The organism is Apilactobacillus intestinapis (genome assembly GCF_049166695.1).
Classification (GTDB): domain Bacteria; phylum Bacillota; class Bacilli; order Lactobacillales; family Lactobacillaceae; genus Apilactobacillus; species Apilactobacillus kunkeei_C.
This window is the reverse complement of sequence record NZ_JBMHFD010000011.1, coordinates 13,182-35,720: the sequence shown is the minus strand read 5'-3', so window position 1 is coordinate 35,720 and position 22,539 is coordinate 13,182. Positions and strand designations below refer to the sequence as shown.

Here is a 22,539-nt window from a genome sequence, read left to right as displayed (position 1 = left end):
TTTTCTAGCTACCATTTGAGATCCCATACCGTTTAGGTATGCGTTAATTACATTTAATTTATCTTCTACTTTATATTTAGACACAAAAACACCCCAAAGTTTTGTACAAACTTTGGGGTGCAGTGCACATTGCGGCGTCTTTTTTATTTATCTAATGTCTTCTGAGTAGAATTGTTGTTTTGCTAAAGCAAGGTTACCAATGATTGATAACTTGTCAGCGTCTTGACTAGGAAGGGTGATGTATTGATCGATATCACCGACATCAAGGTAGCCATCGAATAGCTTCTTGAATTGTTCCTTAATCTTGCCTAATTCTATTTCGTTTAAAATACTACCACCTAAGATAACCTTTTGTGGTCTGATGAAGACAGTGGTTTGAATTACGGATTGTGCGATGTAGAACGCCACAGTATCCCATAGGGGGTTAAACATTGAGATTTCTTGTGGGCGTTGGTGAGTTCTGGCTTCGATGGCCTTGGTTGATACAAGTCCTTCTAAACAGTCACCTTGATATGGACAGGTTCCCTTGAAGTCTTGGTCGTTAACGTTTCTTTGGGGGATGATATGACCAATTTCAGGGCTTCCCATGTGTCCAACAAACTTTCCATCGTTTACAATTCCGACACCGACACCATCACTGATTGTGATGTATGCCAGACTCAAGATAGGATCATCTTTTAGAATCGAGCTAATGTACTCTCCATAGGCACGGCTGTTAACATCAGTTGTAAATGAGATTGGAATATTGAAATGATGTTTGAATGTGCCCAATAGGTTAATATTTTGCCAGTTAGGGCGGGAGGATTCTTTAATATAACCGTATTGAGAAGAGTAAGTACGAAGTTCCAAAGGACCGAATGATGAGATACCAATAGCTGCTAAATCGTCAAAACCTTTGAAGTAGTCGATAGCTTTTTTCAAAGTTTCTTGAGGTTCAGTTAAATCAATTACAATCCAGTCTGAGATATTGCACTTACCGTCACCAACAGCACAAACCATTTGGTTGTGATCAGTGGTACAGAGACTTCCTAATAACATATTCAACGCCTCTTTTTAGTGAAATTTTTCGTTATCTTGTTCTTGAATTTCCTTACGTCTTTCTTCGTATCCTGGTTTACCAAGTAGGGCAAACATGTTTTGCTTGTAGTCTTCAACACCTGGTTGGTTGAATGGGTTAATACCGTTTAGGTAACCTGAAACTGCAATCGCAAATTCGAAGAAGTAGATTAAGTAACCTAAAGTAGCTTCGCTGTTGTCTTCAGCTGTTACCAACATGTTTGGTACGCCACCGTTTGTGTGAGCGATAACAACGGCTTCTCTTGCAGTCTTGTTAACTTCGTCCATTGTAGTGTTTTCCAAGTACTTTAGACCATCTAAGTTTTCTTCGTTGGCAGGAATACCTAGGTTTGAAGCAGGTTGTTTGATTTCAACAACTGTTTCCATTAGGTTACGCATCCCTTCTTGGATGTATTGACCTAATGAGTGTAAATCAGTACTGAAGATAGCTGAACTAGGGTAGATACCCTTGTAGTTCTTTCCTTCGGTTTCACCTGCAAGTTGTTTCCACCATTCGGCTAGGAAACGAAGATGTGGTTCGTAACTTTCAAGGATTTCATTAGTGTAGCCTTTACGGTATAAGATGTTTCTGTAAGCAGCGTATAGAAGTGAGTCGTTTTCATATAAAGGAGCGTCCTTTAATGCAACTTGAGCTTCGTGTGCACCGTCCATTAAATCATCGATGTTAGCACCTGATGCGGCGATTGGAAGAAGACCAACCGGAGTTAGTACTGAGTATCTTCCACCAATTCCATTAGGGATTACGAAACTAGTGTAGCCTTGATCGATTGCTTCATCGTGTAAAGCACCTTTCTTAGCGTCAGTAGTTACGTAAATACGCTTGTTAGCTTCTTCTTCACCGTATTTTTCAATTAACTTTTCTTTGAAGATTCTAAATGCCATTGCTGGTTCAGTAGTGGTACCTGACTTAGAAATAACGTTAACTGAGAAGTCACGATCACCGATTACACGTAGTAAGTCGGCAGTGTAAGCAGGGCTAATTGTGTTACCTGCGAAGAAGATTTGAGGGTGCTTGTCAGTACCTTCTAAGTTGAAGAAACTTCCGTGTAGGAAATCTAATGCCATCTTGGCACCTAGGTATGAACCACCAATACCGATAACAACTAGGACATCTGATTTTTCTTGAATGTCTCTGGCAGCGTCTTTAATACGGTCGAATTCAACGGGATCGTATTCGTCTGGTAAGTTTACCCAGTCACCCATTTTGGCTTCAACACCGGTTCCGTGAACTAATAAGTCACGGGCGGTTTGTACCATTGGGGCGATTTCCTTTAATTCATTTGATTGCACAAAGGACTTTAGACCTTTGGTGTCTAATTCAACTCGTTTCATTTTATGTTCCTCCATCGATTAATCAATTTTAACGATGTTTTCTTTGTAGTATTGTCTTGATGCTAATGCGAAGTTACCGATTGTAGCTGAACCGTTGTCTTCACATGTTGGCATAGTGATGTAGTAGTCTAAGTCGCCAACTTCAACGTAGTCGTTGAACATTTCCTTGAATTGTTCACGAACTTTCTTGATGACTGGTTCAGAGATTACTCCACCACCTAAAATAACTTTTTGTGGACGGATGAATAGGGTAGCTTGCATTACCGCTTGGGCAATGTAGTAAGCCATGATGTCCCATACAGGATCATCCATAGGAACATCTTTACCTTTCTTACCGCAACGAACGTCAAAAGTAGGACCAGCTGCTAGACCTTCTAGACAGCTGTGGTGGTATGGACATAATCCCTTAAAGTCTAAATCGTCTGGGTGGCGTTTTAGATAAATGTGTCCAGCTTCAGGGTGACCTAGAGAACCAATGAATGAACCTTCATTGATAATTCCGGCTCCAACACCAGTACCGAAAGTGTAGTATACCAGTGTTTGTAATGGATTATGATTTCTAATTGATGTAATGTATTCACCATAAGCGGAACCATTAACATCAGTAGTCCAAAAGATAGGAATATCGAAATGTTTCTTCATTGTTCCTAAGAAGTTAGTGTTGGACCAGTTTGGTTTTGGTGTGTCTGTTATATAACCATATTTTGGTGAGTCTGTGCGCACTTCGATGGGACCAAATGACGCAATACTCATGGCGGTTAAGTCGTCGAATTTTTCGAAGTATTCAATACATTTGCTTAATGTTTCATCAGGAGTGGTGGTAGGAATTCTCACACTGTCAAGAATTTCATAGTTTTCATTACCTACGGCGCAAACAAATTTTGTTCCGCCTGCTTCAATGCTACCAAATTTCATAGTTGAATCTCCTTTAACCTTTTTCTATGGGGAGTATTAGTTTTTGAATGCGCTCCCAATTTTTATTATGGACCCGATTTTTCTAAATACAAGTAAAAAATAGTTAAAAAAGGTTAAGAATTTAAAAATCAATTGTCATGGATATATAACTACAATGGCGGGCTTTTTAAAGATTTTATAAAGATAATGTAAACGGTTTCATTTAACCCGTAAACCTGCTACAATTAGACACAATAATACGAAAAAAGTGAGGCTAGAGAAATGGATACAAAGTACTGGAATATCGATCGATTAGGTCGACTATATAAAGATTGGGACCCAGAAGTGTTAAATAAATTGGAAACAAAGATTGCTAAATCTCACTGGCGTCCTGGATACCACATTACTACTCAAACCGGTTTATTGAATGACCCCAACGGTTTTTCATACTTCAATAACCAATGGCACTTGTTCTACCAAGCATTCCCATACGGTGCTGTTCATGGACTAAAGAGTTGGCAACACATGGTGTCAGATGACTTAGTTCACTGGAAGTTCATCGACAAGCCAATGGTGCCGGACTTATATTCTGACCGTAATGGATGTTATTCCGGTAGTGCCATTAACGTTGACGATAAGCTATTCTTGATGTACACCGGAAATACATTTGAAGGTGAAGAAATGGCTAGACATCCTTACCAATTAGGTGCTTGGATGGATGACGATAATAATATCTCAAAACTAGATCACCCATTGATTGAAAGTGAACCAACTGGAGTTACCGGTCACTTTAGAGACCCCCAAGTCATTAAGAACGGCGACTACTACTACGCATTTTTGGGTGCCCAAACCGTCGATAATGCCGGTGAAATCCTAACCTACCGCACTAAAGACATTGAAAACGGCTGGGAACTATACAAGAAGTTAGATCTTGGAACTGACAACCTAGGCTACATGGCTGAATGTCCAAACGTTGGTTTCATCGATGGAAAAGTCGTAGTAATCTTCTGCCCACAAGGTGCCGACAAACACGAATTCCATTATGACAACGTTCACCCAAACGCATACATTGTTGCGGATAACTTAGACTTCGAAGAAATGAAATTGATTAATCCTTCGGAAATGAAACAACTTGATGAAGGTTTCGACTACTACGCCACTCAAGTATTGAATGCTCCCGATGGTCGCTTGCTATCTGTCGGTTGGATTGGTTTGCCTGATACCGAATACCTATCTGATCAAGAAGGTTGGGAAGGTGAACTTTCAATGGTAAGGGAATTACACATTGAAGATGGTGACTTAACTCAACGCCCAGTCCAAGAATTCAAACAATTAATCGAAGAAGATGAAGCAAGTGACACTGATTTACAAAAACACATTGAAGCTGCACCATTTGATGGACACTTCAATTTGAACTTGGAATCAGAAGATAGCTATCTTCGTTTGTCATACGATGAAAGTGACCAAGAATGGACATTGAAACGCAAGAATGTCGGTGAAGATACTTCAATGCGCACATTCAAGGGTGAAGCTTCATCAGTTGATTTCTATTTAGACAACACAGTATTTGAAATCTACATCCTAGGCGGCAAGATTACCATGACCGGACAATTCTTCCACGACGGTAATGAAGTCAGGGTTAATAGTGAAAATATGAGTGTTAAACAAAACAAGATTGGTAATATGTAAGAAAACTGCAACTAGTTATATTTCTGGTTGCCGTTTTTATTTTTATCGACTTAATCAATACTTAATAATATAATCATAATAGAGTTGTAATAATTACGTATCGGGGGATACATTTATGAAGCTGAAAAGCATTATCGAATTGATAGTGTTAATAATGTTTGCATTCATTGCCGTTAGTTTTTCAACCACCAAAGCCTCAGCGCAAGTCCAATACATTAGCTCTAATCCAAAGAGCATTCGTGGAACCTGGTATGGTGAAAAAGAAATTAATGGTCAAGATTATCACATGTCGATTTCCTTTGATAAAAAGAAGGCCGTTTTCGTGGATGGTAACGGATCAGAAACCGGAAGCAAGATTTATAGTATTAACGCCAAGAATGTCAAAGTGCGTAAAGGAACGTTTTTCACTCCGGTCTACAGCGGATACTACAGACAAAACGGTCACAATGAATACTTCTCAAAGCCATGGGGGACCAGCAAGTCGACCGACCCAGAGACGACTTATGGATATGGTGAGTACAGAGGACATGAAACATTAGTGATGCTAAACAATAATACCGGAGATAAGGTTGGCTTTTTTAGAACAGAAAAATTAGTCGATAAATACTCAGACCGGTTTTAAATGAAAAGCAGCTAGATTAAATTTCTAGTTGCTTTTTTTATTTTTGTATAATATTATATGTCGTATAATATAATTTGAAATATAACTGGAGATGTTCAAATGGCCATTAAAGTAGCAACGAAGCTATTAGATGGTTGTGTCTTGGGTCTATTGGAACAAGAAGAGATGTATGGATATGAACTTACTAAGCGAGTTCAAGAGTCCATTAACGTTTCTAATTCGACAATGTATCCGGTCATGCGCCGTTTAAAATCAGAAGGATTGGTCGACACATACGACGAATCGTTTGAAGGCCGTAACCGCAGATACTACCGGATTACTGAAGCAGGAAAGACACAGCTAGAAGAAGTAAAGACAGAATGGATGACGTTTAAGACCGGCATCGATGATTTAATGGGGGGATAAAATTGAATCAGTATATCGAGGAACTGACTCAACACTTGAAGAAACTTAGCGAACAAGACGCGATGGACGCTATCAGCTACTACGCCGACTATCTAACGGATGAAAACTTAAATACATACGAGGAATGTGTGAAGGAGTTGGGTTCACCAAACCGTTTAGCACTACAAATTCGTGCCGATATTTCTATCAACAATTCAGATAGTTCAACACCGCAAAAGTTCTGGGAATTACCATCAATTGTGATCTTGGCATTGTTTGCCAGCCCACTATTAATTCCGGTCGTAATTAGTCTAATCCTAGTGATTTTTGGTGCCGTTTTGGCAGCCAGCCTAATGGTGCTTGCGGTTGTATTAGTACTAATTTTGAGCTTTATCGTTTTTCTATGTGCAACGGTATGGGGTGTGACCAACATCACAGGTCACTTGTTTGAAAGCATCATGGTATTAGGGATGGCACTATTCTCCCTTGGTCTATCCATGGAATTATATCCATTATCAAAATGGTTAGTGAAAAGATTGGCCAACTGGATTCAACACGTCACAATCTGGACATACAAGAAGTGCCTAAGATATGGCAATGATGAAGGGAGAGTCAACAATGAAGAAATTTAGTCTAATCGGATTAGGTCTAATCGTTGCTGGAGGAATCGTCTTTTCAATCGGATACGCTAAGTCCGACCAAAGTATCACCGATATTTTCTTTAGTCGTAATATGGATAAGACATACACCAAGCCGGTGAAGGCATACGATAAGATTAGCGCGTATGGAAACATCAACCTAACAATAAAATCCGGTAGTGAGTTTACCATCACATCCACTGATTCAAAGGATCATCCACTAGTATATAAGGTGCAAAATGGGACTTTGGAATTACGCCAAGACAATAACGAAAGTAGCTTCTCAACCAACTTTCAAATGGGTGAACTATCAAGACTATCATTTGTGACAGTGACTGTGCCTAGTCACCAATTGACTAAGGTTGATGGTTTAGATAATCGTTTCAGTCTAAAACTAAAACACTACAGTAATAAGTCACCATTGGATGTTACCGGATGGGGGAACGTCAAAATAAAGGACGTTAATGCTAAATCCATTCGCGTGCGCGGCATTGAAGACCGTGTCTCAATCGCCGATAGTACATTCAATGGGGATGCTAGCCAAATTGATGCCGGAGACAACTACGTTGATTTACACAATAGTAGTTTTAAATCATTAGCAATCAAGTCAACTACAGGGGATGTCAATATTGACAGACCGACAATTGAAAGCCATCTTTCAGTTATTACTGACACTGGTAATATCTTTGCGCAGCTAAAGAAATCAGAAGATGCCAGACTAGATGTGAATACATCAGGTCCTAAACCAACTGTAAAAACAGCGGTAAAGGCGGTTAATACCGACAAGCAATACCAATTTAAGTCCAATACAGGGACAATTACGGTGTTAGAATAATCATTTTACGATATAGCATATAAATTTATTAGCAAATATAGTAAAATTATAAGTATAATAATGTAAATCATATCAGGAGGGACAATAACGTGTTTAACGATAAAATCGTTTTTAATTACATGTATAATTTATGGGTAGCTGTCTACTCAGACTTAAGTGACGCTGACGTCGAAGAAATTGGCCAAGTGCTATTAAAGAATAGTAAGGAAGAATACAACAGCCAAAATGATCAAAATATCACCGACGACGACTTCATTGATATGATTTCCGAATACTCAGAAGACATTCGTGAACAAGCTGTAAGTGAAGCTGAAGAAGATATTAAAAAACACCGTGCACCTAAGTTCAAAAAGGTAGACGGCAAGTGGAATATTTAAAGAATTAGACCGACTCGATTGAGTCGGTCTTTTTTTGTGCGTATGTATATGGAAATAGTTAATGAAAAATAAATGCATTGTTAAATGGTTGCTAAAAGAATTATAATATTATTATAGTTCGATAAAAACATTTTAATATATCAGGGGGATGCTAAATGAAAAATGATTCAACGAACCACAATAAATTATTTAATTGTTTGATGAAATTAATTTATTCATCAATTTTAATGGGAGCATTATACTCAGGGTGGCAATACCTAGGTATTGTTCAAGCTCAAGCAAGTGAAAACAATCAAAATGGTGTTGATTCTAAGACGACAGACAATGATTCATGGGATGGTCCAGTTATTTCTAGCTCTGATGGTGGAGAAATATATTTTGATCCTGATTATGCATATTACTATCCTGGTGCCGAAAATTTTGATACTCCATACAATGGTAAATACATAATTTCAGATCCGGATGATCCTAATAGTTATGCTGGAGTTTACGACAAAGGAACTATAGTTAATACTTCTTTTGCTTCACAATATTTAAAAGACAAGGGATTCGAGACATATAATATTCCTAGTACTGTCACTATGAATGATAAAGGTATTCATATTCAAATGAAATCAGTTGATCACAAGGATGGATTGGCTCAATTTAAATTAATTGATTTTAATGGTAATTACATTAAAAGTTATTATGATACCCCAAGCAGTACCTATAATATTGATAATTTAATTAACAAAATAAAAAACGACGGATATAACGTTGTTTATAGACCTTCATCCAGCATTATTGATACAACTAATAAAAATCAAGTGTATGACTTAATTGTTCAACTGCCTTATCATGTATTGAGCATTAACACCGTAGATAGTACCAATAATAAAATTATAACTAAGTATTTATATGCAGTTACAAATTATGGAACAACCAGCACAGATTATGTTAAGGATAGATTAGACGATGAGTATTCAATCGCTAATCCCAATGATTTATTAAAAAATGTACCCAATAATGAAACAAATTATGACATTGTGGTAAATAGGACATCTAATTTTAATCCAAATAATGAATCTTTTTATGGTGACGAAAATGTAAGAGATATTCCAGATATTGATAACGTATCTTCAGCTGAGGGAAATGATGATTCATATAATCCAGCTGAAAATGAATTTCACACAAAAGTTAATTTTGTTGATAAGAATGGTAAACTTTTAGATTCTGCAATTTTCAGTAATCAAAAAAGCAATTTAATTTATACAAGGTTTACTCATTTGTTTACGGCCGATAAGTATATGGATGATAATGTAATACCTACAGTATTAGATTTGGACAAGGGACCATATACTTTTACAGTTTCAGATGAATACTTAGCTTCACATGGCGATACTTTTATCCACGATGATAATATTGATAATGAATGGAGAGAAGGCGGATCTAAGAAGCTGCAGTATGAAAATCAAAAGGCACTAGATGATGATTCTAGTAGTAATTTACCTTCTAATAATGTGTCGTCTTCAAAAAATGATAATACATCATCAACTTCAACACCTTCAAACTCAAATCAACAACAAGCCCAAAATAATTCACAACAAACTGAACCTCAAACTACCAAGAGTGATGTGAATTCTTCTCAAACGGCTCAAAGCAATCAACAATCAGCTGCTGAACCTGCTAAGAGTAGTACACAACCAGCACCAACACCAGCTCCGGTTGTTCAATCACACGCAACTGCTGCACCAGTAACTTCTACAGAGAAAGCAACACCAGCACCTGCACAAGCACCAAAGCAAACACAATCTCCAGCACCACAACCAGCAGTTAAAACAACTTCACAATCTGCTAAGCCGGTTGTTAAAGCTAAGGCTGATAGTTCAAAACCAACTAAAGCACAATTAAAAGCTATTACTAAAACATACAAAAAAAGTGAACATGTTGTTAAAACTGATACTTCAAAACTTAAAGCTTTGAAGAAAAAGATGAAGAAGCATGCCACAAAGAAACAAAAAGCGACTTACAAGAAACTTCAAACAAAATTAGCCGCTGAAAAGAAAGCATTTAATTCAGTAAAAACTCAAGAAGGGAAACTATTTAAGTACTTCAAGAGTGTTGCAACCATCGGTCGTGATAATAAGCAAATTAAGTCATTAACTGCCCAAATGAAGAAACTAAAGAAAAAGCATTCTAAGGCAAGTAAGAATAAATATTCCAAGGACAAAAAGGCTTTAAAGAAAGCAAATAATTCATTGAAAGCAGCTACTAAGTTTGTAAAGAACTACAAGTAATAAAAAAGTAGATCTAAATAGGTCTGCTTTTTTATTTGCTTTTACGATATTAATAATCTCGATATAATCCGATTTTTAAATTCTGATTAAATATATTATAATAAAGTTATAATTTAATAAATTCTTAACAATTTATATTTGGGGGAGATATTGTATGAAGGAATCAAATGATAATAATTTGAAGGTTTCTAGATATTGGAAAAAAGCATTGTACTCATCTATTTTACTTGGTGCAATTTTTATTGGTGGACAATATGTAGACTCAGTTCCAACAAAGGCAGATACAGTTTCAGATACACAAAGCTCAAATCAATCAGATCAAGTTAGTATCGATTTCATTAATGCAGATGACCATAGTGAAGCGATTGGAGACTTTGTAAATGGGTATATTGGAAAACCAACAAATTTGGTTTACTACAAAACAAAACTTCAAGATTTAGGATATGATGTCTCTAATATTCCAGATACATATACACCGACTACACAAGAAAATGCCCAAAATCCAGATGCAAATACTTTTTATGTTAATTTAACGGGTGCAGAACAAGAACCTAATGACTTGAATGGTAGTAATAAGCTTATTTTTGAAATTAAGGATCAAAATTATAACTATATTGAGTCTAAGTATTCCAGCACTGATAGTAACGAGTATGATTGGAATAATAAAACTAATCCAGACTATCAAAAAATTATAAATGATTTAAATCAAGAACAAATAAAGTATAGATTAAACAATTTATTCAATAGTACATCACCCTTGCCCATTGATCTAACAATCAACGAGAATATTGGAAATACTACTGAGTTACATAAGGGGAATAATGTTTTTTGCTTTTTTGTAGTAGCGCCAACCCATGCTTTAACTATTAATTATGTTAATCAAAATAATGTAACAGTTTTTAGGACAATTAGACAAGTCACAAACTATGGACATACCAATTTTAACGATGATGCATCTAAGTTTAACGACAATGGAATTTCTATTAACCCTGGACAACAATACGTCTCAAATAATCAAGATACAGCAACCGTTAATGTGACTACTGATAGTACATTCGTTGCCCCAACGAACCCAAGTGATGTTAAAACATATGACTACGGCTATGCAAGTCCATACGTTTCAGATGCCTCACAACCGATTACTAGTGATGGTTACTATACTACCGTTAATGTCGTAGGAGCTGATGGTAATAACATTGTATCTTTACTTGTAGGTAGTTTAGAATCACAATTGGTTAGTACTAATAACATAGGTCCTGCAAATCAAGACTATACTTCACCTGTTAATTTTAATAACGTTAAAGACTTGCCATCATTCCTTGATCTAACCAAGGGTCCATACACATTCCACAGTACGGATACATTATCAGGTCTACAAGCATCAAGTGCAGCAGCCAAGAGTCAAGCAGCTGCAGAACAACAAGCATCTTCATCTGCTCAGTCTTCACAATCAAATCAAACACAACAAGCATATCCGCAATCATCTGCATCACAACCAGCTGTAGAATCTGCAAAGAGCAGCGCAGTAGTTTCATCTGCATCACAACCATCAATTGAACCAGCAAAAAGTAGTGCACAACCATCATCTGTGCCAGCCGAACAACCTGCTGCCCCAGCTGTTCAATCACACTCAACCGCTTCTCCAGTTGTTTCTACAGCGAAATCAACACCAGCGCCCGAAACAAAGAAAACACCGGCTCCAGCACCAAAACCGGTAGTAAAACCCGCTCCACAAACTGCCAAACCAGTTGTGAAAGCTAAGACTGAAAATGCCAAACCAACCAAAGAACAACTAAAAACGATTACTAAGACATACAAACAAAGTGAACATGCTGTTAATACTGATACAGCTAAATTGAAATCTTTGAAGAAAAAGATGAAAAAACATGCTACCAAAGAACAAAAGACGACTTACAAGAAACTTCAAGCAAAATTAGCCGTTGAAAAGAAAGCACTTAAATCAGTAAAAACACAGGAAGAAAAGGTTACTAAGTACTTCAAGAGCGTTTCAACTATCAATCACGATAGCAAACAAATTAAGTCATTAACTGCTCAATTGAAGAAACTAAAGAAGAATCATTCAAAGGCCAACAAGAAGAAAGCCGCTAAAGTTCAAAAAGCTTTAAAGAAAGCTAACAATTCATTGAAAGCAGCTACTAAGTTTGTAAAGAAATATAAGTAATAATTAAAGCAGACCTGAATAGGCCTGCTTTTTAGTTTGCCCTTAAAAACTTTGTAACCTTTTTTAAAAAAGAGTAAAAATCACTGCATTAATATACACTTTGTTCAAAAAGCTCCTAGAATAGAATTGTAAAAAGAAATAGGAAAGAAGCTGTGTATTATGACTAAATTCAATAATACTAAGAAATGGGTATATGCCGCAGCCATGACTGGGGTATTATTTGCTGGAGCCCAATATGCTAATTCATCCAGTAACTATTTAGCTAAGGCGGATACCACAAACAATACGTCTCAACATCAATACAAATACAATTCAACAATTAACTTCCAAGATCAAAACAAGAACTCACTTGGTGGCGTAACTGCTTCAAGTGATAGCAACAACTTCCAAAAGTCACGTCTTTCATACACTTTGCACTACAACAACAAGACATATGACTTCACTGACCAAATCAAGAACGACAAGGATATCCCTGACACCATTGATTTAAGCAAGTCAGAATACAACTACACCTTGAATCAACCAACTCACACTTTGACAGTTAACGTCATTGATAAGGATACCGGTGCCGTTCTTGCCACCAAGGGATACACTGTAACTGACTTTGGTACAACTGACATCAAAGACTTAGTTGAACCATTCTCAAACGACTACAGCTACAGTTACACAGATCCATTTAACTATGAATACCAATACAACGTTGAAGTATCAAAGGCTAACGTATCAAGCGCTAGTGGTACTACTATTCATGGGCAAACTTCCGCATCTTACGATAACGAAGGTAAACAAAGTGCTTCAACCACTACATCATCAGCTGCTGCTTCAACTGGAACCAACACTAATGAAAGCTCTACTTCAAGTGAAAGTTCATCAGCTGAAATATCAAGCGCCGCTAGTTCAAGTCAATCCAGCGAAGCTTCAAGTGCTGAAAGTTCAAACGCATCAAGCGCTGAAAGCTCAACACAAAGCTCAGCTGAATCTTCAAAGGCTAGCCAAAGCAGTGAAGAAGCTTCAAGTGAAGCAACTACCTCATCACAAGCTGAAAACCAAAGTTCTGAAGCCGCAAATACTTCATCATCTGAATCATCTGTTGCTTCATCTGTAGCGTCATCAATGGCTGAAAAGAAGTCAGAAGCTAATAAAGAAAATGAAAAGACATCAGTTATTTATGATCCTGTAAATCCAGGTGCAGAAAAGGCTGGTAACAATGCTGGTGAACCTGCAAAGGCTGAAGCAAGCAAGTTACCACAAACTGGTGACAAAACTAACCAACAAGCAATTGCCGGTGTTGGTATCATCGCAATGATTGTTGGTGCTGTTCTTGGATTCTTTGGATTAAGAAGAAAGAATAGATAATCTATCTATAAATAAGAAAAGAAGACCCGGTGGGGTCTTCTTTTTTATCCAAAATAAGACAAAAAGTACATAAAAAAGTCAAAAAGAATATATAATGATTAAAGAAAGTTAATTCTATTGTAATTAAATTTTTATACAGAAGAGAGATGTTGCATGATGAAGTTCGATAAGAAAGGTTCAAAACTATTAAAGAACACTAAAAAGGTCGTTTACGTTTCAGCAATTACAGGGGTATTGTTGACTGGAACACAAGTAGGCCAATTTGCACCAACATACTCAGTGCATGCGGATGAAACTGGGCAAACGTCAAAAGTAGTAATTACATTTGTTAACCAATTCGGCTCTCAAATTGAGAAGCCAGCTGATGGTAACGAATTTTCGTTAGCTAGTTATGCTTATCAAGTTCAACCCGTAAAAGTTAATAGAGACCAAATTCTTTCAACTTTAGCAAGTTTTCCTGGTATTAGTAAGGATACAAATGATGTTCCAGATGCTTTAGATATGAGTAAAGCTGGAAATTATACTTTCCATTTGACTCAACCTACTCATAGACTAACAATCAACTTAGTTGATCAAAACGGCAATATTGTTTACACAGAAGTGAAACCAGAAGTAACTCAGTACACTCAAACTAGTACAAAAGAATTAAGTGAATGGGCTCAATCAAATAGATATTCATACACAGACTTCCCAGCAACTGTTGATAATGGATTAACGACTTTTAACATTTCCGTAATTGCACCAACAACAGTTCAAAAGGCTGAACAACAGAATAACTCTACTTCAGAATCAAATACAAAGCCAACAACCACAACTAACACTCAACCAACTTCCGATGCTTCAAGCACACCAGGTCAATCATCTTCATCAGCTCAATCATCTTCATCAAGTGATGACAAAAAGGAAAGTGCTTCAGTAAGTGAATCTACTAAAACGGTTGAACAATCAAGTGCGGCAACAACCACTGTTCAGCAATCAGGTGAAGTTACCCAATCATCACAATCAAGTGACTCAACTGAGCAGTCAAGCGCAGCAACTCAAAACGTAAAATCAGAAGCTGCTTCTTCAGTTGCTACATCAGAAAATGCATCATCAACTACAGCTACTTCAACTGAAAGTTCAGCACAATCATCAACCGCTTCATCATCTGCATCACAAGCTCCAAAGAGTAATGAAAAGACAATGGTGATTGTTGATCCTGCAAACAAGGGTGAAGCAAAGAAAGCCGCTGCAAAGGAAACTAAACAAACTCCAGTTGCAGAAAAGAAGGACGTTCGTGCTAAATTACCACAAACTGGCGATAACACTAACCAAGCTAGAGCAATCGCATTAGGTGTTGCTACCATTGCACTTGGTCTAGGACTTGCTTATTTCGGTCTAAGAAGAAAGAACAAATAGATTAACTATTTCAATTTTTATATAAATATTAAGACGACGAAATTACTTATGTAATTCTGTCGTCTTTTTTGCATTTTGAGACAAAAACGTTTAACAATTATCTAAAATTGACATTAAATTCGTTTAATTAATTGTACTTTTTATCCAAAAAATCTAACCATAAACTTATTTTTAGTCAGTAAAAAATGACGTTTTTAGCCGTAATTTGCTAAAAATATTTAAAATTTTATGCAAAAAAATCGATCAACCAGCTTAATTGCGCTTTATATTTAAAACGTTGATATAACAGCTTTTGTATCTTATGGCTTTTAAACATTTTTTTGCAAAAGCACCTTGAAATCATTGATATGAAAGGCATTAAAAGCAGTTTTCTAATTTTTCTAAATTTTTCCTTAAATTCCTTATAAAAAGATTAAAATGATTAGCTAAATATTAAGTTAGTTAAGAATGGTTTAAAAGCAATCAAATCGGGTGCAAATTAAAAATTTTTAGTATTATAATCTAAATCGTAATAATACAGATAGTTTAAATTTTGATTTCGGAAAGAGGATGTGGAGAATTATGAAACAATCTTTTGACAATAATAAAAATTCAAGTAGATCTAAGATTTCTAAAAAGTGGATCTACGCAGCAGCAGTTACCGGTGTGTTAATCACTGGTGCTAAAGCAGCTCAAAATACCGATAACGGTTCTATTGACGCTAAGGCTGCAACAGCGAAGAAAGCAACTTCAGTTAAGATTTACATTATTGATGACAGAGGTGTTCAAGTTTACCCTGTTGGATATACGGTTAATGCCACTAACGGTAAGTTTGACTTAAGTACACTTTACACTAGCTTGACTGGTGGAATTACTCAATATGATGCTTCAGAAGTTAAAGCAGCTATGAATAACAATACAGTTGATGGTTCACAAAGTTCATATACTTTTCATGTTAAGAATCCAACTAATCCAGTTGCAAGTAGTTCTGCATCACAACAATCATCAGCTGCACAACAAAGCAGTTCAGCTTCTGAAAGCAGCGCATCAAATGATTCATCAGCTCAAAGCAGCAATGCCTCACAATCAAGCAATGGATCATCAAGTGTAGACAGTAGCTCAGCCGCTCAAAGTAGCGCATCAGATTCAAACAATGGATCATCAAGTGCGAACAACAGCTCATCTGCCCAAGGTAGCACCTCTAACAGTGGTTCATCAAATTCAACTTCAAGTAATGATGCAAACGCAACTAAAACAGTTAAGGTAGTTGTGTACAATGCGATGAACCCATCAGATTATGTTCCTTTTGATGTCACAGTTCCTTATGATAGTACTGTCTTGGATTTAAAGAAAATCCCTTACCCTAATCAAAACTCTGGTAACTCAAGTATCTATGATTTCATGATTAGCAACTGGGGTGTTGATCCAGAAAGTATTTCAACCAATCCAACTATTAAAGACGATGGTAATGGTAACTACAGTGCTAGATTCTCTGATTACCACATCAAAAAAGATAAAACATTTAACTTCGTCGATTCAAATCAAAATGTTGCATATTCTAAAACAATTCAGGCTAATAATGATGCGCCATACGATATTTCAGATGTGCTTAATTCAGTTCCTAGCTATTTAATTCTAGATCCTACAAATGACATGGTTAAAACTCATTCATTTAGAGCTAAAGAATCAGCACCAGAAACATACACTATCAATGTTAACTATCAAAAAACTTTATCTATCGACGACGATAATAACAATCCTACCGGAATGAAAGCCAGATTCACAAGTAATTCATCAACATTGACTGCTGATCAATTCAAGGCAAGACTAGCTGGTCAAGGTTTCCAAGTTGTAAATCCAAACGACCTTCCGGACCCTATTAATTTTGCAAACAGTGATAGTTATGCAATCAAGTTAATTAAGAACTCTCTACCAATTTCATTTATTGACCAGCACGGAAACGTTGTGTACTCAACAAACCTACCATCTTCAGCAATTAACCAACCGGTTTCAATTAAGGATGTTTTGAACACTGTAACTAAGAAGGGTGTTACTCCAGATTCAAATAACTCAATCGTATCAAACCAAGCTGTTCCAGCATTCTACAAGGATCAATCAGTTAAGATTAACGTTAATGCTCCAGTTTCAAACTTAACAATTAACTTTGTTGATAAGAGTACTGGTAAGATTGTTGACTCACTTCAAAAAGATAGTGTGACTGATTTTGACAACATCTCAATCGCTGACAAGGTTAACTCATTAAAGAGCCAAAATTATGCTCCAGAGCTTTCATCATTATCAAGTCAATTTAACTCACAAACTTACGATAACTTCCAAGCACAATACGTGTTAAACCCAGCTATTAAGGATGAAGGTAACGGTAATCACGTTGCTACAATCTACGTTGATAGCACAGTTGCAACACCTTCTAACACTAACAAGACTGGTGAAGGATACGCAATGAAGTTCAAGGATGCTAACGGTAACCCAATCGCATTAACTGTTAATAGTGCTAACCCAACAATTGCTCCTAAAGAACTACAAAAGGCTTTAGCAGATCAAGGTTACACACTATCACAAGATGATATTAACAAGTTAGGTGACACTCTGGTTGATTTAACCAAGAACAATGGTGACACTGGTTTGACAATTGCTCCTAACGCTAACTCAAACAGCGTATATCCTAAGACTGTTAGTTTTGTAGATGCCGATGGAACAACTAAGACTGCTATTGTAAATATTAAGAGTGACAATCCTAGCATGGATACTAACGCTTTAGCTAAAGCTTTAGCAGATCAAGGTTACACTTTGACAGATGCTGAAAAAGCTAAATTAGGTCAAAACACTGACTTAAATTCAACTGATCCAATTGAAGTTACTCCAAATGCTGACGCTAACAAGGCAACTGCATACCCACAAACTGTAAATGTAAAACAAGCAGACGGTAGCTACAAGCCAACAACTGTTTCAATTACAAGCGCTACTCCAACAATGAGTAAGGCCGACTATGTTAAGGCATTAAGTACTTTAGGATATGATGTTCAAAATGGTGAAAACCTTCCAGCAAACGTTGATCTTACAAATGCTAACAACGCATACAAGGTAAACCAACCAACTGATTCACCAACTAGTTACCAACAAACTGTTGTGCTTCCAGATGGTACAAAGGCTAAGGTTAACATCAACTCTAAGTCATCAACTATCGATAAAGACGACCTAGCTAAGGAATTAGCTGCCCAAGGTTATGCTTTACCTAATAACGCTGGTGTTACTTACCCACTTGATTTAACTAAGGACAACTCAATTAATGTAAAACCAAATGCACAAGCTGTTACTAACTACCCACAAACTGTGAAGGTAGCTAACGAAGACGGTACATTCACTAACAAGACGGTATTTGTTCCTTCAGCTAACGGTACACTTTCAGCATCAGAATATGTAAAAGCAATGCTAGACAATGGTTACACTGTTGCTAACCCATCAGGTTTAATCGATCCTCTAAGTGTTGCATTTGATAACGTTAACCCAGTGGTTATTCCAAACGCTTCTGCTCATGCTGTTAAACTAAACGTTAAACAAAATGACGGTACTACTAAGGAAATCACTGTGAACGTTGGTTCACAAAATTCATATCTAAACAAGTCTGACTTTGTTAACGCTGTTTCAGCACAAGGTTACACAATTGCAGATATGGATTCACTACCAGCATCAATTGACCTAAGTAATGGTAAGGCATACGATGCTACACCAAACGCATCAAGCTACACTAACACACTAAACAGTAGTGACGGTACTAAGTCAGCAGTAGTTAAACACGATACTCCACTTATCACTAAGCAAGATTTAATCAAGCAATTAAAGGAACAAGGACTAAATGTTTCTGATACTGGTAAGCTAAACGATGTTTTGAATTTAACTAACTCAGACGACATGAAGAATGTTGCTTCATTAATCGAAGGTTTTACAACTTACAAGATGAACGTCGGTGTTGTTGGTACTGGTGACACTATTTCAGTGAGCGGAAACAGCAAGACTATCTCAAAACAAGACTTCATCAACAGGGTTGAAGCAGATGGTTACAAACTAATGAACCCAGATGCTTTGAATGATACCCTAGACTTGACTAACCCAGACGACTTTAAGGGACTAATCATTGCTAAAGCCGGAAACGTTGAAGGCAATAGGAATGAAAGCAACACTAGCTACTCACAAGATGCTAAGATTGCCGGTTCAAACGATACTGTTAAGGTTGAAAGTCAAAACAAGACTATGACAAAGGACGAATTTGTTAAGTACTTGGATGCTAAGGGTTACAAGGTAGCAGACGAATCAAAATTACCAGAAACAATCGACCTAACTAAGCCACTTAGTGACATTGAACTTGTATCAAACAAGGATCAATCAGCAAGCAATAATGATGCTGATAAGAACCAAGCTTCTAACGACAATGATGCGGACAAGGGGCAAGCAAGCATAACTTACGGACAAGATTTTAAGGTTGCCGGTTCGAACGATACCATTAAGGTTGAAAGTCAAAACGAGACTATGACAAAAGACGAATTTGTTAAGTACTTGAACGACAAGGGCTACAAGGTAGCAGATGAATCAAAACTACCAGAAACAATCGACCTAACTGAGCCACTTAGTGACATCGAACTTGTATCAGACAAGAACCAAGCATCAAGCAACAATGATGCTGATAAGAACCAAGCATCAAACAACAGCGATGCAGACAAGAACCAAGCATCAAGCAACAATGATGCCGATAAGAACCAAGCATCAAACAACAACGATGCAGACAAGAACCAAGCAGCACAAACTTATGCACAAGACGTTAAGGTTGCTGGCTCAAACGATGTTGTTAAGGTTGAAAGTGCAAACAAGACCATGACAAAGGATGAATTTGTTAAGGAATTGGATGACAAGGGCTACAAGGTAGCAGATGAATCAAAACTACCGGAAACAATCGATTTAACTAAGCCAGTTAGTGACATCGAAGCCGTTTCAAACAACACTCAATCATCAAACAACAGCGATGCAGACAAGAACCAAGCAGCACAAACTTACGCACAAGACGTTAAGGTTGCTGGCTCAAACGATGTTGTTAAGGTTGAAAGTGCAAACAAGACCATGACAAAGGATGAATTTGTTAAGGAATTGGATGACAAGGGTTACAAGGTAGCAGATGAATCAAAACTACCGGAAACAATCGATTTAACTAAGCCAGTTAGTGACATCGAAGCCGTTTCAAACAACACTCAATCATCAAGCAACAACGATGCAGATAAGAACCAAGCATCAAACAAGACTGATGTTGACAATAACCAAGCATCAAGCAAAACTGATGCAGACAAGAACCAAGCAAACAAAGTTTACGTTCAAAACGTTAAAGTTGCTGGATCAAACAAGACTATTAAAGTAGAAAGCTCAAAGAAGACAATGACTAAGGCAGAATTTGTTAAGTACTTGGCTTCTAAGGGTTACAAGGTAGCAGACGAATCACAATTACCATCAACAATTGACCTAACTAAGTCACTTGGCGATATCAAGGTTGTTGCAAAGAAGGCTGCTTCTAAGAAGACTACTAAGACATCAAACAAGGAAACTGAAAAGAATGCTTCAGCTAAGGAAGTAAATGGTCATCGTGGCCAAGTTGCTGACAAGAAAGAAGCAGGTAAGTTACCTCAAACTGGTGATGAAACTAACCAACGTAACTTATTCGGTTTCGGTCTAATCTCAATGGTGCTAGGATTCATCTTGTCAATCTTTGGATTAAGAAGAAAGAACAAGTAACATTAAAAAAGAAGACTCCAGCGAGTCTTCTTTTTTGTATATAAAATGCGGGTTTGTAACATTTTTGATACCCATAAAATGCCGAAATTTCAAAAAAGTTGAATTATGAGAAAATTTATTAAAGACATTTTAGAATAAGGGGTGTAAAGTGTACTTCAAGAGGAGAGAAGTACTTAATGTTAGAAACTCTATTTTTTATCTTTTTCCTAGGTCTATGTTGCACACACTACTACGTTAGATCTGGAAAACACTTTGTATTAGCAGGTCTAATAATCCCTTTAATCGTGGTAATTTTAACCGTAATATTAACAATTAATCTACACAGATACACAATTATCATCTACGGACAAGGATTCCTAAATGTTCTAGAATCTATATTAGTCGTTAATCAGGTTAGACTTAGATTCGAAGGGGAATAAAAAAGACATCTTACGCAGCGTTGTAAGATGTCTTTTTTGAATGAATTCATGGATAAATGTATGTTATAGTTATAATAGAACATTTGTTCGTAAGATGCAAGCGATTAAATCAAATGTTTTTGAGTCTTATTATTTGACTTAAAGTGTACTTTATATGAAATAATTATAGTTATCAAAATTATGGAGGATTCAATTATGAAAAGTGCAGTATTTATTGAACCTGGTAAAGTCGAAGTTCAAGACGTCGACATGCCAAAGATTGAAAAAGATGATGACGTTATCCTAAAGGTAGTTCGTACCTGTGTCTGTGGGTCAGACTTATGGTCATACCGTGGATTAGACGAATACAAGAAGACAGCTTACAACAACGGTCATGAAGCATTGGGTGTTGTTGAAACTGTTGGTAAGGACATCACTACTTTACAACCTGGTGATTTCGTAATCGTACCATTTACTCACGGTTGTGGACACTGTGCCGCTTGTTTAGCTGGTTACGACGGAAGTTGTCTAAACCATTCAGATAACTTTACTCAAAGTGCTCAAGCTGAATACCTAAGAGCTCAACACGGTGAATGGTCACTAGTTAAGGTTCCTGGTAAACCAGAAGACTACAGTGATGAAATGTTAGATTCACTATTAGCTCTATCAGATGTTATGGCTACTGGATACCATGCAGCTCGTACTGCTGATGTTCAAAAAGGTGACACTGCAGTAGTTATCGGTGATGGTGCTGTTGGTCTATGTGGTGTAATTTCTGCTAAACTACGTGGTGCAAAACAAATCATTGCAATGAGTAGACATGAAGACAGACAAAAATTAGCGAAGGAATTTGGTGCTACCGATATCATCTCTGAACGTGGTGATGAAGCTGTCAAGAAGGTTATGGAACTAACTCACGGTAACGGTGCAGATGCCGTTCTAGAATGTGTTGGTACTGAACTATCAACTCAAACTGCTTTAGACGTTGCTCGTCCAGGCGCTAAGGTTGGTCGTGTTGGTTTGCCTCACTCAGGTAACTTAGATATTGTGACCCCATTTGGTAAGAACATTGCACTTGCTGGTGGTATTGCTTCAGTTACTACTTACGACAGACAAGAACTATTGGATGCTGTATTATCAGGTGCTATTCATCCAGGTAAAGTTTTCACTGGTAAATACAAACTAGAAGACATTAACCAAGCTTACAAAGACATGGCTGAAAGAAACACTATCAAAGCTACTGTTGTTAACGATTAATAATTAAAAGATCGACTGATGTCGGTCTTTTTTTATGCCTTCATAATTTAAA

At 37.0% G+C, this 22,539-nt stretch carries 15 protein-coding genes; 12 read left to right on the top strand and 3 right to left on the bottom strand.

All coding sequences use genetic code 11. The features are described 5' to 3' along the window. Window positions 1-147 precede the first annotated feature (147 nt). The 3 genes from ACOMA7_RS06530 to scrK are packed head-to-tail and all read right to left on the bottom strand — an operon-like array spanning window position 148 to window position 3,324. Window positions 148-1,038: an ROK family protein gene (locus tag ACOMA7_RS06530; protein ID WP_053796163.1), complete on the bottom strand. Its 891-nt coding sequence runs from the start codon at window positions 1,036-1,038 to the stop codon at window positions 148-150. A gap of 15 nt (window positions 1,039-1,053) precedes the next feature. Continuing rightward, window positions 1,054-2,409 carry a glucose-6-phosphate isomerase gene (locus ACOMA7_RS06525; protein WP_054607792.1) on the bottom strand — a complete coding sequence of 452 codons (1,356 nt, stop codon included), beginning with the start codon at window positions 2,407-2,409 and terminating at the stop codon, window positions 1,054-1,056. 18 nt (window positions 2,410-2,427) lie between these two features. Continuing rightward, a complete protein-coding gene (gene scrK / locus ACOMA7_RS06520) occupies window positions 2,428-3,324 on the bottom strand; it encodes a fructokinase ScrK (protein WP_421392792.1) in 897 nt (298 codons plus the stop codon). Window positions 3,325-3,585: 261 nt separating this feature from the next. On the opposite strand from scrK, the gene ACOMA7_RS06515 reads away from it, so the two are divergent. The 12 genes from ACOMA7_RS06515 (at window position 3,586) to ACOMA7_RS06460 (ending at window position 22,487) form a co-directional block, all read left to right on the top strand. After that, window positions 3,586-4,992, top strand: a complete 1,407-nt coding sequence (locus tag ACOMA7_RS06515; protein ID WP_421392789.1) for a sucrose-6-phosphate hydrolase — start codon at window positions 3,586-3,588, stop codon at window positions 4,990-4,992. A gap of 115 nt (window positions 4,993-5,107) precedes the next feature. After that, window positions 5,108-5,614, top strand: coding sequence for a hypothetical protein (locus tag ACOMA7_RS06510; RefSeq protein ID WP_421392786.1), 507 nt, complete (start codon window positions 5,108-5,110; stop codon window positions 5,612-5,614). A gap of 99 nt (window positions 5,615-5,713) precedes the next feature. Then, window positions 5,714-6,019 carry a PadR family transcriptional regulator gene (locus ACOMA7_RS06505; protein ID WP_034530877.1) on the top strand — a complete coding sequence of 102 codons (306 nt, stop codon included), beginning with the start codon at window positions 5,714-5,716 and terminating at the stop codon, window positions 6,017-6,019. A gap of 2 nt (window positions 6,020-6,021) precedes the next feature. Continuing rightward, on the top strand, window positions 6,022-6,630 hold the full coding sequence (locus ACOMA7_RS06500) for an HAAS signaling domain-containing protein (protein WP_421392782.1): 609 nt from the start codon (window positions 6,022-6,024) through the stop codon (window positions 6,628-6,630). Further along, entirely contained in the window at window positions 6,617-7,471 is an 855-nt protein-coding gene (locus tag ACOMA7_RS06495) for a DUF4097 family beta strand repeat-containing protein (protein WP_301945944.1), read from the top strand. Before ACOMA7_RS06500 ends, ACOMA7_RS06495 begins: the two co-directional genes overlap by 14 nt. A gap of 89 nt (window positions 7,472-7,560) precedes the next feature. After that, window positions 7,561-7,848, top strand: coding sequence for a hypothetical protein (locus ACOMA7_RS06490; RefSeq protein WP_034530871.1), 288 nt, complete (start codon window positions 7,561-7,563; stop codon window positions 7,846-7,848). A 155-nt stretch (window positions 7,849-8,003) separates the two neighbouring features. Beyond that, the gene (locus ACOMA7_RS06485; protein WP_421392778.1) at window positions 8,004-10,124 is read left to right on the top strand and encodes a hypothetical protein; all 2,121 of its coding nucleotides are present in this window, start codon (window positions 8,004-8,006) and stop codon (window positions 10,122-10,124) included. A 154-nt stretch (window positions 10,125-10,278) separates the two neighbouring features. Next, complete coding sequence (locus ACOMA7_RS06480; protein WP_421392776.1) at window positions 10,279-12,306, top strand: cupredoxin domain-containing protein; 2,028 nt, start codon at window positions 10,279-10,281, stop codon at window positions 12,304-12,306. Between the two features lie 159 nt (window positions 12,307-12,465). After that, window positions 12,466-13,662, top strand: coding sequence for an LPXTG cell wall anchor domain-containing protein (locus tag ACOMA7_RS06475; RefSeq protein WP_421392774.1), 1,197 nt, complete (start codon window positions 12,466-12,468; stop codon window positions 13,660-13,662). Between the two features lie 153 nt (window positions 13,663-13,815). Then, entirely contained in the window at window positions 13,816-15,060 is a 1,245-nt protein-coding gene (locus ACOMA7_RS06470) for an LPXTG cell wall anchor domain-containing protein (protein ID WP_421392771.1), read from the top strand. Window positions 15,061-15,621: 561 nt separating this feature from the next. Continuing rightward, window positions 15,622-20,832 carry an LPXTG cell wall anchor domain-containing protein gene (locus tag ACOMA7_RS06465; protein ID WP_421392768.1) on the top strand — a complete coding sequence of 1,737 codons (5,211 nt, stop codon included), beginning with the start codon at window positions 15,622-15,624 and terminating at the stop codon, window positions 20,830-20,832. Between the two features lie 614 nt (window positions 20,833-21,446). Next, window positions 21,447-22,487: a zinc-dependent alcohol dehydrogenase family protein gene (locus ACOMA7_RS06460; RefSeq protein ID WP_041152602.1), complete on the top strand. Its 1,041-nt coding sequence runs from the start codon at window positions 21,447-21,449 to the stop codon at window positions 22,485-22,487. Window positions 22,488-22,539: the final 52 nt, after the last annotated feature.